Origin of the sequence: Anaerobiospirillum sp. NML120448, from assembly GCF_023050945.1 — a bacterium.
GTDB lineage: Bacteria > Pseudomonadota > Gammaproteobacteria > Enterobacterales > Succinivibrionaceae > Anaerobiospirillum.
In genome coordinates, this window is the sequence record NZ_JALKIM010000001.1 from 41,462 (window position 1) to 57,973 (window position 16,512).

Genomic DNA, 16,512 nt, shown 5'->3' on the forward strand with positions numbered 1-16,512 from the left:
GGTAAAAAAGCCTGAGCTAGCTTAATATGCTAGGGCGCTAAAATTAAGCTTAGTTCCAAAGATTGCTCATCAGCCCTTTGATGGCGTTATCTCTGCTATCAAGCAAAAGCCCGTTATAAGTTACAGGCAAGAGCGCTACTTAATAGAAAAAAGTTAATCATGGATTAACGATAGGCTTAAAAAACAAAAAAACTCATTTAAGTAATGACACTTAAAGAGCTGTGTTCCATATACCGAAAAATAGCTTTGAGATTATAGACGATTGCATCACAAAGATCAAAAGAAAAGCAAAAAAAATCTTGATATTTCTGTTAATTTTAACAAACACACTTAACAATGTACCTACAATAGGGCCTCTAGCTCTTATTAAAAGCCATAATGAGAACGTAATTTTACTGCCCACCAATCAAACAAGCACTGACTGAATATGAGGTCTGCTATATAATGAGCAAGCTAATAATAGGCCTTGACCAAACTTAAGGCTTATTGTTGTTAAGGAGCGCAAAATTATGTCTTGGCAATTACTTGTAACTGTATTTACCTTTGGCGGTTTAGGAGCTATTGTTCGTGCTTCGGTAATTTTTATCTTAGCTATGCCCGCTGTATTCGTTTTTCCACTCCCTACCTTAATTATCAATATGCTAGCTGCATTGCTAGGCGGTTTTATTTTAAGCATTACTTTGCCTGAGCAAATTAGTATTGCCCTATCAGTTGGATTAATTGGCGGTATGGGTACCCTATCTGCTTTTGCAGGCGACGTACTTAATCATTACTTTGATAAAAGACATCGTAAAAAGATGTTCTTGGTGATTGCAAGCTATGTCATGCTTACCACCATCACTGGTGTACTCTTTGCAGCTTTGGGTTCTACTTTAGGTAACTTTGTAAAAGATTCTTATACAGAAAATAGCGATGCTGCTTTATTTTTAGAGCAAAGCCGAGCTCTTCAAGAATCTTTAAAACATGATGCCTATATGCACGATCACCTTCATGAAGTCTCCCCAACCGAGCAAGCTGACGAGAAAGCTTCTAATCCAGGCTCCGAGCCTGCCCACTCAGAACCTGCCTACTCAGAGCCTGAGCATAATGCTCTTGAAAGCATTAATGATTTATCTAATGAGAAGCAATAAGGAGTAGTGTCGTGAATAAACTTATGTTCTATATGCTTGTCTTCTTTGGCGGTGGCTTTGGTTGTATTACTCGCTTCTTAATTGATGGCACTGATCTGCATGCTTTTACTATTAGTAATATTGCTGCCTGCTTATTGTTAGGCATTTCTTACGCTTTATACAACTATCGTATTTGGTCAGATAACAAGTTTTTCCATTGCTTTGTTAATATTGGCTTCTTAGGAGGATTATCAACTTTCACTCCTTTAGCTATGTTTTCTATTGCCAGCGCTCAAGATAATCTCTTTATCGCTACTGCTTATTTATTAGGTATTTTATTAGCTTACATAGTGCTATGTTTTGCTGGCTATTTAGCATGTAATTACTTCTTAAAGTTTGTCCTTAAACGTAAGAGACAAATGAGTATGCTAGCCCGCTCCCGCTATCTGTTCCAATATAAAATGCTGCTAGCAGAATTTGATAAGGTAAAAGCAGGTTTTGAAGAATTAAAAGCTCTTAATGTGCCCTTGCATATCGACTCTGCTTTAGGCCCATTAGTAGGAAAAAGGGATGAGCTCAAGCAAAAGGCCATGATTCATTTACGCTTAATGCTGGCCTTAACTGAGCGCTATAACCAAAGTGTAATTGATGATAAGTGCGCCTCTTATGGCTTTGAGCAAATGCTTCAAGATGCCCATAAAAAAGGAGAATTAGGCGATCCTTTAGAGCCTTTTACCTCCATTAAGGATCAGCTCCAATACGTCAATGGCATGATGGACGAAATGCAAGGCACAGTAGCCTCGCACCTAGCCAAGCAAAACGCCAAGAATAAGAGCAAAAACAAGAAAAAATAATCCCCAAAAAGACTCCTATGGTTTCTCATAGGAGTCTTTTTTTATCCCCCAAGCACACAGGCCCTGGCCCTAAGGCCTGGGCCTGAGGCCAGCTCCTTGAGCTGCAGCTAAATTTTAGGGTCGTGAGGGTGGCAAAAGCACTGGTTGTCTCACGATCTTAAAAAAGAGTAGTATTTTTCGCTTTAGTTTTATCATTACTAAATTAAAATTAGATATGAGCTTGAATTTTGGGAGTGCGGCTCCATATATTAATTAGTGAAGATCTTAATCATCCTCCCCCATTAAGCTCAAATATGATTGGTTCAAAGTTACAACTAATCTGACACCAATTAACTTAACTCACATCAATGCTTAATTAGTGCATCAATAGAGTATAGGTTCTTGGTAGCTAAATTTTTTTAAGGATGATGAGATCATGTTTAAGGAGAACTCCATGAGCCAATTACTGCTTCAAAATCGTAAGATAGTACTAGGCATTACAGGTGGCATTGCAGCTTATAAAAGTTGTGAATTATGCCGTATGCTAGTTAAAAACGGCGCTCAAGTCGCTGTAGTAATGACAGAAGCTGCCACCAAATTTGTTACCCCAGCTACCTTTGCTGCTCTTACTCATCATGAGGTCATGACTGGAGTTTTTGACGATGCAGAAGGTATTGATCACATTGCTATTACTAAAGACGCAGACTTATACGTAATCGCCCCTGCAACAGCCAATACTATTGCTAAATTTGCCATGGGCATGGCTGACAATGCCGTTACCACCTCAGTATTAGCCTCTGCTTGTCCTGTAGTTATCGCTCCTGCGATGAATACTCGCATGCTCTTAAATCCAGCTACTAAAAATAATTTAAAAACCTTACAAGATCGTGGTTTTTATATTATTGCACCTGAGGAGGGTGAGCTTGCTTGTGGTGACACTGGCATGGGTCGCATGCGTAATGTTGATGATATTTTTGCCTATATTTGCTCTTTATTAAATGAGAATGTAGCTATTCCTTACGATATCAATAGCACTACTTGTCTACCAAAGCCACAAGAGCCAACCGCTTTAACCCAGACTAAGCTCTTACCTAAGTCTCATGGCGCAGGCTTAAAGATTGTTATTACTGCTGGCCCTACTGAAGAAATTATTGATCCTGCACGAGTCATTACCAATCGTAGTTCAGGAAAAATGGGTTATGCCCTAGCTCAAATGGCTGCTACTATGGGTGCTGATGTCACCTTAATTTCAGGCCCTACCAGCTTGGCTACCCCTAATAACGTTAAACGTATTGATGTTTCTACCGCAAGCCAAATGCTTGATGCGGTAAAGTCTCAAGTAGGTCAAGCTCATATCTTTATTGGCTGTGCCGCCGTTGCTGACTATAGACTCATTGAGCCTATGAGTACTAAACTCAAGAAAGAAGACCATGGTGAGTTTTTAACCTTAGAGTTAGTACGCAATGAAGATATTGTCTCTTATGTAGGCCACTTGGACGAAGACCGTCCTTATACTGTAGGCTTTGCTGCTGAGACCAATAATTTTGAAGAAAATGCCAAAGAAAAAATCGTTCGTAAGAAGCTCGATTTAATTGTCTGCAATGATGTAAGTGGCAGTGAAATTGGATTTGGTTCTAATGATAATGCTGCTACTGTCTACAGCCCTGAGGGAGAAGTTTGCACCTTTGGTAAAATGAGCAAAATTAAACTAGCTGATCTCTTAATGGAACTGATCATTTCTCAATTTAAAGAAAAGCTCAGCCATAAGAAGAACTAATTATCACTAGTAATCAATCATTACTAATTGGGAGCCTGGCTTAATAGTCAGGCTTTTTTTATTAAACCCTTATAAGAGCTACACCCTTTATGAGTCAATGCGACGTTGAAATTGAATTAAAAGTTTTAGATGAGCGCTTTAAACAAGGCCTTTTTCCTTTACCTCAATATGAAAGTGACATGGCCGCTGCTGTTGATTTAAGAGCTATGTTTGAACAAGACACTATAGTAGCTCCTAATAGTACTATTTTAGTACCTACAGGTATTGCAATTTATATTAAAAACCCATATTTATGCGCCACTGTTTTACCACGCTCTGGCCTTGGTTTTAAGCATGGCATAGTGCTAGGAAATCTTACTGGCCTCATTGATGCTGACTACCAGGGACAATTAATGGTGCCTTTATGGAATCGCTCTGACGAGCCTTTTACTATTCATGTAGGCGATCGCATTGCCCAAATGATGTTTTTACCTATTGTGCGTGCTACCTTTAAACAAGTTGAGGAATTTGAACTCACTAATCGCGGCACTCTAGGCTTTGGCTCTACTGGGCACAAATAAAAGCCGATAAAGCAAAAAAGCAAAAAAGGCTGCTCTTTAATTTGCCTAAAGAACAGCCTTTTTTATGATTTTTTACGAGTAATTACTTGGCAAGCAATTGCTTGGCCAGTAATTACTTGGCAAGTAATTGCTTGAGCTGAGCAATTTCTTTTTGAGTTTGCTCTAAAGCCACGCCACCTAAAACATTACGCTTAGCAAGAATACTCTCAAACTGTAAGATTGGGTAAACATCGCTCTCAATGACCTTGCTAAACTTTTGATACTCTTCAATTGAGAGATCTTCTAAAGCCTTTTTCTGATCAATAGCATAAAGTACTACTTGACCTACAATGTCATGAGCCTCTCTAAATGGCACACCCTTGGATACTAAGTAGTCAGCCAACTCAGTAGCATTAGAATAACCGCCCTTAGCAGCAGCTAAGATCTTGTCCTTATTGAGCTTAATATCCTCAAATACTAAGGACATCATATCTAAGCACTCATGCCAAGTATCTAAGGCATCAAAAAGACCTTCCTTATCCTCTTGTAAGTCCTTATCGTAAGCTAAAGGCAGTGCCTTAACTGTAGTTAAAATACCCATTAAAGCGCCCACGACACGGCCAGCCTTACCACGAATTAACTCTAAGGCATCAGGATTTTTCTTTTGAGGCATTAAAGAAGAGCCAGAGGTTACCTTATCGGATAACTCAATGAAATTAGCTTCACCTGAGTTATAAATAATTAAATCCTCAGCTAAACGTGATAAGTGTACCAAGCTAATAGAGGCACAAGAGAGTAACTCCATCACATGGTCACGATCAGATACAGCATCTAAGCTATTGTGAGTAGCAGCCTTAAAATTCAAGCTTTGAGCTAAAGCCTCACGATCAATAGGATAGGCAGTACCAGCTAAAGCAGCACTTCCTAAAGGACATACATTTAAGAGATCACGGGCATTATACAAACGCACATAGTCACGATCTAACATTTGTAAGTAAGCTAAGCAAAAATGTGAGAAGGTAACTGGTTGAGCTCTTTGGAGGTGGGTATAGCCTGGGAAAATTACGCCCTGGTTTTCATCAGCCACCTTAAGTAAGGCTCTTTGTAAAGAACGAATAGACTGTAAGATAGTGTCGCAAGCACCACGGCAAAAGAGCTTTAAGTCTAAAGCTACTTGGTCATTACGGGAGCGACCAGTATGGAGCTTCTTACCTAAAGAACCGACCTTTTCAATTAAGCGGCGCTCTACATAAGAGTGAATATCCTCATCGCCAGCAACAGCAATTTCATTTTCACGGCCAGTCATTTCTTGCTCAAGCTCATTTAAAGCTTTAGTAAGATCACTGCACTCTTGCTCACTTAATACGCCTACGGTAACTAAAGCTTGAGCCCAGGCACGAGAGCCTTCAACATCCTCATGGAATAAACGATAGTCAAAAACTAAAGAATCATTGAAATGCTTAAAACGTGCATCACTATCTTGGGTAAATCTTCCACCCCATAAAGCCATAATGCTTTCCTCTAAAAAAGTATGAACGGCCCTAACAAGGGCGTAGTTAAAATAAAGACAAAACCAAGCAGTGCTGCTAAATATTTTAAGCAAGGCTTGGTTTTGCCTTTAAGAGTTGAAAAGCTTGGTTCAGTAGCACCAAACCAAGCTTTTTTGCCAAAAAGTAAACTAAGGATTACTTAGCTTGCTTTCTGTGCTCTGCATTTAAAGCACGAATACGTGCTGGTAAGGAGTAAAGCTGAATGAAGCCCTTACCATCAGCCTGATCGTAAACATTGTCAGCGCCAAAGGTTACGAAGTCAAAGTTGAATAAGCTATTTGGGCTATCCTTCTGGATAATGTCGCAGTTGCCCTTGTAAAGACGAACTACTACCTTGCCATTTACGTCCTTAGCAAGCTCATCAGCACCAGCCTGGAGGATCTCACGTAAACGAGTAAACCAACGGCCATCATAAACTAATTGAGCAAACTCAATAGCTAAGTGATCACGATAAATTCTGGTGGTCTTATCTAAAACTAATTGCTCAATTGCACGTAAAGCGTGGTGAATAATGGTACCGCCTGGGGTCTCATAGCAGCCACGGGACTTCATACCAACTAAACGGTTCTCAGTAATATCGATACGACCTACGCCGTTACGGGCACCACGAGTATTAAGCTCATCTAAGCACTCAAAAGCGCTAACCTTCTTGCCATCAATCTCAGTTACTACGCCCTGCTCAATGGTAAGCTCAAAGGTCTCTGGAGTATCTGGAGCCTTGAGAGGATCAACAGTCCAAGTCCAAACGTTCTCAGAGGCTGCATTCCAGGTGTGCTCTAACTCGCCACCTTCAGTGGAGATGTGTAAAGCATTAGCATCACGGCTATAAATCTTCTTTAAAGTAGCCTTACATGGAATGTTGCGAGCCTGTAAATAAGCTAAGCAATCTTCACGGGAACGTAAATCCCACTCACGCCATGGAACAATAACGTCTAAATGAGGGGCTAAAGCAGCAACGGCACTTTCAAAACGAACCTGGTCGTTACCCTTACCAGTAGCGCCGTGAGAAATAGCATCACAGCCCTCGGCTAAGGCAGCCTCTACCATGGCCTTACCAATTACTGGACGAGCAATAGCAGTACCTAATAAGTAAGACTCTTCGTAAAGAGCGCCAGTCTTAAAGGTCTCAAAAACATAATCACGAACGAACTCTTCACGTAAATCTTTTACAATGCACTTAGTAGCACCTGAGTTCTTAGCCTTTTCCTCAATGCCCTCTAAGTCCTCTCGCTCTTGACCTACATCTGCTACAAAACAAACTACTTCACAACCATAGTTTTCCTTTAACCAAGGTACGATGGTTGAAGTATCAAGACCGCCTGAATAAGCTAATAATACCTTCTTGTACTGCTTTTTCTCTTGCTTTTGCATCTGAGTGTTCCTCTAAGGATTGAGCAAAGTGGCTAAAAGTGCCATGTGAATATGGAGACGATTTTCAGCTTCATCAAAGACTACGGATTTTTCACCATCCATTACTTCATCAGTAATTTCATAGCCACGATGAGCTGGTAAACAATGCATTACCAATTTAGCATTAGAACTTGCAACTAATTGTTCATTGATTTGGTAAGGCATAAAGACTTTTTTAACGGCTTCAAGTGGAGTGTCATCGCCCATTGAAACCCAGGTATCGGTATATAAGACGTCATAGTCCTTAAGTAAGGATAGATCGTCAGTTACATCTAAAGTGGCACCATATTTTTGAGCCTGCTCTTGAGCAAGCTTAAATACCTGTACATCAGGGCCACAATTTTTAGGGCAGAAACATGTAACATTAGCACCTAAAATAGCGCCTGCTACTAATAAGGAATTGGCAACATTGTTACCATCACCTAAATAGGCTAATTTCACCCCTTGGACTTTACCTAAGTGCTCTTTTACTGTCATGTAGTCAGCCATTGCCTGAGCTGGATGATATAAGTCAGATAAAGCATTGATTACAGGAACAGAGCCAGTAGCTGCTAACTCCTCTAAAGTAGTTTGCTTGAAGACACGACCTACTAAACAATCTACCCAACGAGAGAGGTTACGAGCATAGTCAGGAACAGTTTCACGTACGCCTAAATCACCTTTACCAAGATCTAGGTAAACACCATGACCGCCTAAATTAAACATAGCCAATTCAAAGGTGGTACGAGTGCGTAGCGAAGGCTTTTCGAACATTAAGGCAGCACTCATTCCATCTAACTTTCGTCGATAGGCTTTTGGATCTGCCTTCATGCTTTGAGCAAGGTCGATAAGTTGATGGTATCCGTCTTGGTCTAATTCAAAACCAGTTAAAAGATGCTGCATTGGAACTCCTTCATTGTTCAAAATAATGCCCAGTATAGCTATGGGGATAGCCTTTTGTTAGCCCTTAAAACACAAAAAGCGCATCTACCAATGCTTAATTACTTTCAATAAGCAGTAGGGCGCTATGTGAATTTTAATTAAAGAACTAATCAATACTCGATAGTAAATCTTAGCTATAAAGAGCCTTAGAATTTAGGCAAAACAGGCTAAAGTCACTACCAATATCGCTTAGATTTATTATCTTACTATTTAAGAACATTATTACATGTGCACAAATAAAGAGCGGCGATTAACTTAGTGCACCAATTTTATGCAAAGCTAAGGTTAGAGCAGCAATAGTTCTACCTTCTGTAAGGACTGAATTTTCATTAAATATCAGCTCTTTGACCTCATTGGGAGTAAGCTTTACTATATCTATAGGCTCTGGTTCATCACCACAACAAGAGCATGGATATAAATCCTCACATAAATAAGAATACATTCTTAGATCAAGCATGCCAGGAGCTACTGTCATTTCATGTTTTAATAAAGTTAGCTTGCGAGCACCTAGGCCTATTTCCTCTTCTAGCTCACGTACTACAGCATGCTCTTTACTTTCACCCTCGTCGATTTTTCCTTTGACCAAGCCTAGTAAATAAGCCATCACACCACCAGCATACTCTACTGTTAAATAAAAATGTTGGCCATCATAAGGAACAGCCATTACTGCTCCACGCCCGCCCATAATGCGCTCGTAATTAGCTTGTACGCCATTGGAGAAAGTAAGATCCATACTCTCGACTCTAAAAATACGGGAGGCTTGATGTACTTTGCGATTGGCAACCTTAGGGAGGGTCTTATTGAGGGCGCTTAAATCCATATTCACACCGAAGATAAAGCTATGACAAGATAAAATCATGAGATCATCAAGCCATAATACGACAAGTATTTTTATCTTGCAAAAAATCACCCTTTCTAAACTTGCATAATTTATTAATGCACCAAAGTGATCTCTTTTTTTGTATAAAGCTCTTAGGTTTCATAATGCTATAATTGACCATCAGTTTGAAACCAATTATTGCGACTAAAGTGACTATAGAAGATAAGCAAAAAATCAAAGATAACCTCAATTCAGTGCGAATTGATAAATGGTTATGGGCTGCTCGTTTTTATAAAACTCGCTCTTTAGCCCGCCAAATGATTGAAGGCGGCAAGGTCGAATACAATGGAGCCAAAGCTAAGCCATCTCGTAACGTTGAGGTGGGTGCGAAAATTAAATTGCTACAAGGTTTTTCCCGTAAAGAAGTAATTGTTAAGGCTATTTCTGATGTCAGAGGGCCTGCTAGTGTGGCAATAACTTTATATGAGGAAACAGCCGAAAGTATTGAGCGTCGCCAAGAGGAAGCTCGTTTGAATAAACTAGCGGCTTTAATTAATCCTCACCCAGACACCAAACCTAACAAAAAAGAGCGCCGTGAGCTGGGCAATTTGAAGCAATTGATGGGCAAAGAATAATTACACTAAAGGTTTAGTTATGGACGATAACAAGCAAATTATGGGCGTTGTAGTTGAAGAAAATCTTCAAGAAAACAGTGTGGTTCGTTTTTTATTTGAAGAGCATGGCGTACGTGGCGAAATAGTGCACATGCACGATCCTGTTAAGAAGCTTTTAGAGAATATTAACCACTACCCTGATTGTGTTAAGGCTCTGATGCTTGAGCTCTCTTCAGCTGCGGTACTACTAGCTGCCACCTTAAAGGCTAATGGCACAGTAACCGTACAAATTCAATGTGGTAAAGGTCCAAAGGCTATGAACTTTGCCTTTATTAATATTGATAAAAACCTTAACTTTTACGGCAATGTTTCTTGGGATCAACAAGCTCAATGTGATGATGCTAGTTTTAAAGATTTAGTAGGAGAAGGTGGCATTTTAGTTATCAGTGCTTTCCCAGAGGGCGGTACTCGCTATCAAGGTATTGTTAACTTAGATAAGGCCAATCTTTCTGAGGCTATTGAAAGCTATTTTAAAGATTCAGAGCAGCTCGATACTACCTTAAAGCTCTATCATGATGTTGGTGCTTGTAAGTCTGGAGGTATCTTATTACAGATCATTCCAGAAATTGAAAACAACCATGAGTCTTTAGAGCACTTATCTACCTTATGCGCTACTTTAACTAGCGATGAGCTCTTTGATTTAAGCCTTAATGAAAGCTTACGTCGTCTCTATTGGAACGATAAGATGCGTGTTTTTGAACCTAATACAGTTGCTTTCAAGTGCATTTGCTCTCAAGAGCGCATCTTAAATGCTATTAGCGGTCTACCTCATGATGATTTAGTAGAGATTGCTAATGACCCTAAGGGGGTAAATATGACCTGTAATAGCTGTGGCAAGATCTATCATGTCACCCAAGAAGAAGTTCAAGAGCTGTTAAATAAGAGCGAAAAAGAAAAAGCCTTAGAAAGAGCAGAAGCTCGCGACTAACCTAAAATTTTTCCAATCAATTATTTTGCACACGCCAATTAAGCTTTCTAACAACATTAGAAAGCTTTTTTGGCTTTTTTATGCTTGAGAAATCAAAAGTGTCCGAAATTAATGTAGTCAACCCAAGTATTAAAGAGCCTGTACGCTCATGGTTTAACGTCAGCTTAATGAGTGTTAGCCACTTTATGAGCGACTTCTATACTGCGTTTTTACCTGTGCTCTTACCAATTCTAGCTGCCCGCTATGATATCTCTTATACCCAAAGTGCCACTATTTATATGATTTTTACTGTGGCTATGAACTTTGCTCAACCACCTATTGGTATCTTAGCCGATCGCAAAAACCTTAATTACTTATTACCGCTCTCTATTTTAACTGGAGCTTTATTTGCCTCAGCAGCCACACTAAGTCCAAACTTATGGGGCATTATCTTAATTGTATTGCTCTGTGGCATTTGCTCATCAGGTTTTCATCCTGTAAGCGCAGCTGTGCTTACTAAGGTCATTCCTGAAAATAATAAAGGTCTAGGTACTAGTATTTATATCGCAGGTGGCAATATTGGCTTTGCTATTGCTCCATTATGTGTAGCCAGCTTTATTGAAAGTTTTGGTGAAAACTACTTACTAGCCATGGCTATTCCAGCCATTATTACTACTGTTCTCATTTACAAGCAAAGATTACAAAATGCTCAGACAGTAGCGGCTACTCCTAAAGATGGCCCTAAATTTAGTACTCTTATTACCTCCAAACAATTTTTAGTGCTCAACAGCGCCATCGCTTTACGCTCCTGGACTTATTGCTCCTTTGTAGTATTCTTGCCTATGCTCTTTAATGCTAAAGGATACGACTCTATTAGTGGTGCCAGCTGCTTAGTAGTAATGCTCTTAGGCTGTGTAGCAGGTGGTTTAGTAGGCGGAGCTCTTACTGACAAATTTGGCCCCAAAAAAGTAACTTTAGGTTCTTTTGTGGTGTCATTAATTGGTAGTATTACTTTCCTAAACTATTGCGATACTTCCTTTATTTCTTTATTAGCCTTGTTCTTATGTGGTGCAGGAGCCTATGGCTCCACTCCAAATGCCATTGTTTGGGCTCAACGCTTATTACCTAACAGCTCAGCTTTTGCTGCATCCATGATGTTAGGCTTTACCTTTGGCGCAGGCTATATTGAGTCCGTGCTCACAGGCTATTTAGGCGATATTATTGGTCTTGATAAGGCTATGCTCTATACCGCTTGTGTGGCTATGGCAGCAGCATTTTTCTTATTGTTGCCTTTAAAAGAACCAGCAGATACTAAAAATAAAACTAATTAGTGCACCCTAATAAGTACAGCTAACGCACTAAAAAAGGTCTCTTGTACAAAAGCAAAGTTTTATGAAATAAAGCGGTACAATATTTGTTAACAAAGAAGATCTTCTATTGAATCGAGAATATTTATGCGCAACATTTATTTAGGTGTCAATATTGACCACGTAGCAACCGTGCGTAATGCCCGCGGTGTTAGCTATCCAGATCCTGTTACTGCCTGTGCTTTAGCTGAGCTCGGCGGTGCTGATAGCATTACTACTCACTTACGTGAAGATCGTCGCCATATTACTGATCGTGATGTCCGTATTATCAGAGAAACAGTCCAGACTAAGCTCAACTTAGAAATGGCTATTTCTGATGATGTTATGGCTATTGCTGTTGCTTTAGCTCCTCAAGCTGCCTGTTTAGTTCCAGAAAGACGTGAAGAGGTAACAACCGAGGGCGGTTTACAAGTAGCTAAAGACATGATTAAGGTTGGCAATGCCGTAGAGCGCCTTGCTAAGGTTGGTACTGAGGTTTCTTTATTTATTGACCCTGTTAAAGAGCAAGTTGATGCGGCTCATAAAGTTGGTGCACCTTATATTGAATTTCACACTGGTGCCTATGCTAATGCTAAGAGCAAAAAAGAAAGACATGAATGCTTAGAGCAAATTGCTCGTATGGCTCAATATGCCAGTGATTTAGGCTTACACGTTAACTCTGGTCATGGCCTAACCTATGATAATGTTGCCCCTATTGCTGCTATTGAACAAATGGAAGAGCTCAATATTGGACACAGCATTATTGCCCGAGCTATTTTTGTGGGCCTGCCACAAGCAGTTCAAGAAATGAAGAAAATCATGCAAGAAGCACGTCGCTTCCCTGCTCAATATCAATAAGATTAAGGCGCTGTTAACAGCGCCTTTTTTTATCTCCAAAATGCGATTACTTTCGCACTAAACAGACAATTACATTGCACAAAGCTACTAACTAAGGCACACTTTCAATTTGGTTTTATAAGCTCAAACTTTTTAGATCGTGCTTTGGCACACTTGGCACACTGAATATCTTTTTTAATTATGAAAAGCTTAATTTGCGCAAGTTTAAAAGAGCTCCTATAATTACCATCAAATGCTAGATTGCAAAAGTAAAGTCAGTGATCATACTTTTGCAATCTAGCTTAAGCGCACAACGAACTAAAGTGCACATGTTTAGGCTATGCTTAGGTTTACCTAAGCTCTTTTTTTAGCAAGTAACAAGAAAAATACAATGTCTATTAATTTACTTCAAAGCTTTGGCAGCAACTCTATTGAGCGTGTTGAGGCAGCTCTTAACGCAATGCGTAAAGGTCGCGGTGTATTGGTAGTTGACAATGCAGATCGTGAAAATGAGGGTGATTTAATCTTTGCTGCTGACACTATGACTGTAGAGCAAATGGCCTTTATGGTTCGTGAGTGTTCTGGTATTGTTTGTGTATGTATTACCAAAGAGCGTGCTAAGGAACTTGAGCTTCCAATGATGGTAGCAGACAACACCTCTACCTACGGTACTGCTTTTACTATTTCTGTTGATGCTGCTGAGGGTGTAACTACTGGTGTATCAGCATCAGATCGTATCCAGGCCATTAAGACCATCTTACGTAAGGACGCTAGCCGTAAGGATTTAGCTGCTCCTGGCCATATGTTCCCATTAGTAGCTCGTGATAATGGCGTATTAGAGCGTGATGGTCATACTGAGGCTTCTATTGATTTAGCTCGTTTAGCTGGCTTTAGTAAGTGTGGCGTATTATGTGAGTTATGTGCCCCAGATGGTGATATGGCTCGCTTACCACGTGTATGTGCTTTTGCTCAGCTCCACGATCTTACCGTAGTTTCCATTGAGGATATTATCGAGTATCGTAAGGCCAAGAATTGCTAAGCCAAACCAATGGCCCCTGGCCAGGGCCAAGGCCTGAGCCATGGCTAGGGCAAGGCCAGGGCCTGGCCATGATCTAAGCTTGAAATTGAAAAAAGCAGAGTCTCAACAGCTCTGCTTTTTTTATATAATGATTACTGACTTAAGCTAAGCTCTCTTTTTTAGGCTCAGAGAATCATACATGCTGCAATTAGGATATACCCGCATAGGAAACAAACAAGGATCAAAACTAGCCATTATTCATGGCTGGGGCTGTGATAGCAGCTCTATGCGCCCTATTGCCAATATGTTTAAAGATAAAGATGTCTATCTTATCGATTTGCCAGGCTATGGTAGAAGCAGCCACTTATCATCTTTATGTGATGACTTTTCTGCCACTAATTATTTATTGTTAAATACTCTACCAAAAGGCTGTGATCTTATGTCCTGGTCCTTTGGTTCTATTTATGCCCTAAGAGCAATTAGCACTTTATCTAACCCTTGTATTAACTTACATTCATTTACTCAAGCTATTCAAAGCAATCCCAATATTAGATTACTAGAGCAACATTTAGGTTATAGATTTTCCACCAAGGCTAAAGAGTACTCGCCTTTTATTAGTGTTTTAGAGCAAGCCCTCTCCGATCAATCCAAGGCCCAGAGCCAGAGCCCAAGCTACGCTCAGGCCCAAGCTCAAGGCCAGGGCCTTGAGCTGGGCTTGGCCGATAGCTCTAGCGTCTGTGCCAATCAAAAAGACTTAATTAGAAGTCTCGTTACTATTTGTGGCTCACCAAGGTTTCCTAGCGATCCTAATTGGCAAGGCTTAAGTGCGATTAAAATATTAAAATGCAATACCTTGCTTACCCCTAAGAGGTTAAAGAGAATCTTAGATATCTTTTACCGTATGATAGTAAAAACCGATCACAATCCTACTCAAGATGGCCAAGAGCAGTGTCGGGCATTTTTACAACATCGACCTCATATCCCTTATGAAGTCTTAATGGCAGGCATTAGAATGGTAACTTATATCGATGAGCGACCATCTTTGGAGTATTTAAAGCTACCATCACTCCATCTTTTTGGCCGTCATGATCTATTAGTACCGTGCTCTTTAGCTAACTATTTTGAACAATATACAGGTCATAAAAGCTTTATTTTTGAGCATTCATCTCACAGCCCTATGTTTAGTGAGCCAAAACTCTTTTATCAAGTATTAACAAACTTTTATAATGCTTTAGATCACATTTAATTGTTTGTACATTTTTGCACATGCTTTTTGCATGTATGATTAAAGATTACAGTTGGTGTTGTTCCTAGTAGTAGGAAACAATTTGTTGATAGGGCCTAATATCTGCCTTTTTAGGAGTTTGTATGGATGTAGCCTCAACCTTCGCAGTCAGCGTTGCACCACCTCCTTATCAAAAGGAGGTAGATGAAGCACGTAGAGATACGCAAAACAAAGTTAGTATTCCTCAGCTTAATGAGTCCCACAACTCTAAGGCTCAGTCTCATATTGGAGATCGTAGAGGCAATACTGATGGTGAAAACTCATTACTAAGCGCCCAGCAACATGGCATTATGGATGCTGAGGACGATATTGTCATAGACGCAAATGGACGTAAACGACGTCAACGACATAAAAAGAAGGGCGAGCAAAACGCAGAGGATCAGGATCAGGGCCACAGTGATGGAGACACACCACACGACGAATATGCTTTTGATGGCCATGAATATCCACAAAGTACTGATGGTTTAACCGAGGATAACTTTGATTCCAATATTAAGTATGGCTACGATCCTATAACTGGTTACTATCAAATTCCAGCAACAAGAAGAAACCCAGCTCGAGCTATTTTATTGCGCTTTAGAGAACAAAATGTTCACTTCTTAGAAAAGTTTAGTGATAAAAATACCGCTGTAGGTTTAATCAACTTTGCTCTTTGTCGTAAATATGGCAGCATTATTCCTCATAGTCGTTTAGGACAAGTTGTAGAAAAGAATGCTTAGAACAAAGGCTAGCAATCATATTGCTAGCCTTTTTCTTATTTAACCAAAGTGCTCATATAACTTTGTTCTAGCTTTTTAAGATCATCGGCGCTTAGCTCTTCATACTCTGAGCTATCATCCTCGTCATTCATATTGTCATGATCATTAATTTTAGGCTCTAACTCAGTAAACCACTGAGGGTTCTTATAGGCAATTTTATTGATATACCAGAGACGATCTCCTTTAGGAGTATGTACCACAGCATCATCGCCCTCACTTTTGCCCAGCAAGGCCTTGGCCATAGGGGCATCAACAGAAATATAATTATCACGCCCGAAAATTTCTTCACCGCCGACAATGCGTATTTGCATAATGGACTCATCATCGTCAGCCTCAATCTCAACATAGGCTCCAAAAAATACTCGGCCCTCTTGTTGGCTGTTAAATTCCACTACTTGCAGATCATTTAGCACTTTACGCAAATAGCGAATACGACGGTCAATTTGTGCTAGCAGGCGCTTATTGTATTGATAGTCAGCATTTTCTGAACGATCACCTAAACTTGCTGCCCATGAGACCTTAGCTGTTACATCAGGTCTCTTCTCTAGCCATAAATAATCCAATTCCTTTTTTAAAAGCTCATATCCTTGAGCAGTAATATAAGGCTTTTTAGCCATAGTTTATCCATCCTATCCTGGTTTAAATAAAAAAAGCCCGAGATAAAAATATCTCAGGCCTTTTTTAATTTTAAGAGTATTAACTAGCCTAAGCTAAATAAACTCTTAATA

General features: G+C 39.9%; 15 protein-coding genes and 1 pseudogene. 11 read left to right on the plus strand and 5 right to left on the minus strand.

Annotation, left to right across the window (positions count from 1 at the left end; genetic code table 11):
- Window positions 1–509: 509 nt before the first annotated feature.
- From MXE38_RS00170 to dut, 4 genes are all read left to right on the plus strand, one after another.
- Complete coding sequence (locus tag MXE38_RS00170; RefSeq protein ID WP_246909759.1) at window positions 510–1,130, plus strand: CrcB family protein; 621 nt, start codon at window positions 510–512, stop codon at window positions 1,128–1,130.
- Window positions 1,131–1,141: 11 nt separating this feature from the next.
- Complete coding sequence (locus MXE38_RS00175; protein ID WP_246909762.1) at window positions 1,142–1,963, plus strand: CrcB family protein; 822 nt, start codon at window positions 1,142–1,144, stop codon at window positions 1,961–1,963.
- A gap of 415 nt (window positions 1,964–2,378) precedes the next feature.
- Complete coding sequence (gene coaBC / locus MXE38_RS00180; protein WP_246909764.1) at window positions 2,379–3,719, plus strand: bifunctional phosphopantothenoylcysteine decarboxylase/phosphopantothenate--cysteine ligase CoaBC; 1,341 nt, start codon at window positions 2,379–2,381, stop codon at window positions 3,717–3,719.
- An 89-nt stretch (window positions 3,720–3,808) separates the two neighbouring features.
- Window positions 3,809–4,279, plus strand: coding sequence for a dUTP diphosphatase (gene dut, locus MXE38_RS00185; RefSeq protein WP_246909766.1), 471 nt, complete (start codon window positions 3,809–3,811; stop codon window positions 4,277–4,279).
- Between the two features lie 112 nt (window positions 4,280–4,391).
- Here the strand turns inward: dut and argH are convergent, their stop codons facing one another.
- From argH to nudE, 4 genes are all read right to left on the minus strand, one after another.
- Window positions 4,392–5,768, minus strand: coding sequence for an argininosuccinate lyase (gene argH / locus MXE38_RS00190; protein WP_246909768.1), 1,377 nt, complete (start codon window positions 5,766–5,768; stop codon window positions 4,392–4,394).
- A gap of 175 nt (window positions 5,769–5,943) precedes the next feature.
- Window positions 5,944–7,179 (minus strand): argininosuccinate synthase, encoded by a 1,236-nt coding sequence (locus tag MXE38_RS00195; protein WP_246909771.1) that lies wholly within the window; start codon window positions 7,177–7,179, stop codon window positions 5,944–5,946.
- A gap of 12 nt (window positions 7,180–7,191) precedes the next feature.
- The gene (locus MXE38_RS00200) at window positions 7,192–8,100 is read right to left on the minus strand and encodes an ornithine carbamoyltransferase (protein WP_246909774.1); all 909 of its coding nucleotides are present in this window, start codon (window positions 8,098–8,100) and stop codon (window positions 7,192–7,194) included.
- 289 nt (window positions 8,101–8,389) lie between these two features.
- Window positions 8,390–8,998, minus strand: a complete 609-nt coding sequence (nudE, locus tag MXE38_RS00205; protein ID WP_246909776.1) for an ADP compounds hydrolase NudE — start codon at window positions 8,996–8,998, stop codon at window positions 8,390–8,392.
- A 215-nt stretch (window positions 8,999–9,213) separates the two neighbouring features.
- Here nudE and hslR point away from each other — a divergent pair, with 215 nt between their 5' ends.
- The 7 genes from hslR (at window position 9,214) to MXE38_RS00240 (ending at window position 15,745) form a co-directional block, all read left to right on the plus strand.
- Window positions 9,214–9,594: a ribosome-associated heat shock protein Hsp15 gene (gene hslR, locus MXE38_RS00210; RefSeq protein ID WP_246909777.1), complete on the plus strand. Its 381-nt coding sequence runs from the start codon at window positions 9,214–9,216 to the stop codon at window positions 9,592–9,594.
- A gap of 19 nt (window positions 9,595–9,613) precedes the next feature.
- Complete coding sequence (locus tag MXE38_RS00215) at window positions 9,614–10,561, plus strand: Hsp33 family molecular chaperone HslO (protein ID WP_246909779.1); 948 nt, start codon at window positions 9,614–9,616, stop codon at window positions 10,559–10,561.
- A gap of 80 nt (window positions 10,562–10,641) precedes the next feature.
- Window positions 10,642–11,871, plus strand: coding sequence for an MFS transporter (locus MXE38_RS00220; protein ID WP_246909782.1), 1,230 nt, complete (start codon window positions 10,642–10,644; stop codon window positions 11,869–11,871).
- 123 nt (window positions 11,872–11,994) lie between these two features.
- Entirely contained in the window at window positions 11,995–12,744 is a 750-nt protein-coding gene (pdxJ, locus tag MXE38_RS00225; RefSeq protein WP_246909784.1) for a pyridoxine 5'-phosphate synthase, read from the plus strand.
- A 370-nt stretch (window positions 12,745–13,114) separates the two neighbouring features.
- Complete coding sequence (gene ribB / locus MXE38_RS00230; RefSeq protein ID WP_246909787.1) at window positions 13,115–13,762, plus strand: 3,4-dihydroxy-2-butanone-4-phosphate synthase; 648 nt, start codon at window positions 13,115–13,117, stop codon at window positions 13,760–13,762.
- Between the two features lie 178 nt (window positions 13,763–13,940).
- Window positions 13,941–14,987 carry an alpha/beta fold hydrolase gene (locus tag MXE38_RS00235; RefSeq protein WP_246909790.1) on the plus strand — a complete coding sequence of 349 codons (1,047 nt, stop codon included), beginning with the start codon at window positions 13,941–13,943 and terminating at the stop codon, window positions 14,985–14,987.
- A 122-nt stretch (window positions 14,988–15,109) separates the two neighbouring features.
- Entirely contained in the window at window positions 15,110–15,745 is a 636-nt protein-coding gene (locus MXE38_RS00240; RefSeq protein ID WP_246909792.1) for a hypothetical protein, read from the plus strand.
- Between the two features lie 185 nt (window positions 15,746–15,930).
- On the opposite strand, the pseudogene greB reads toward MXE38_RS00240, so the two are convergent.
- Window positions 15,931–16,401 (minus strand): annotated as a pseudogene (greB, locus tag MXE38_RS00245) (transcription elongation factor GreB); the annotation flags it as partial.
- Window positions 16,402–16,512: the final 111 nt, after the last annotated feature.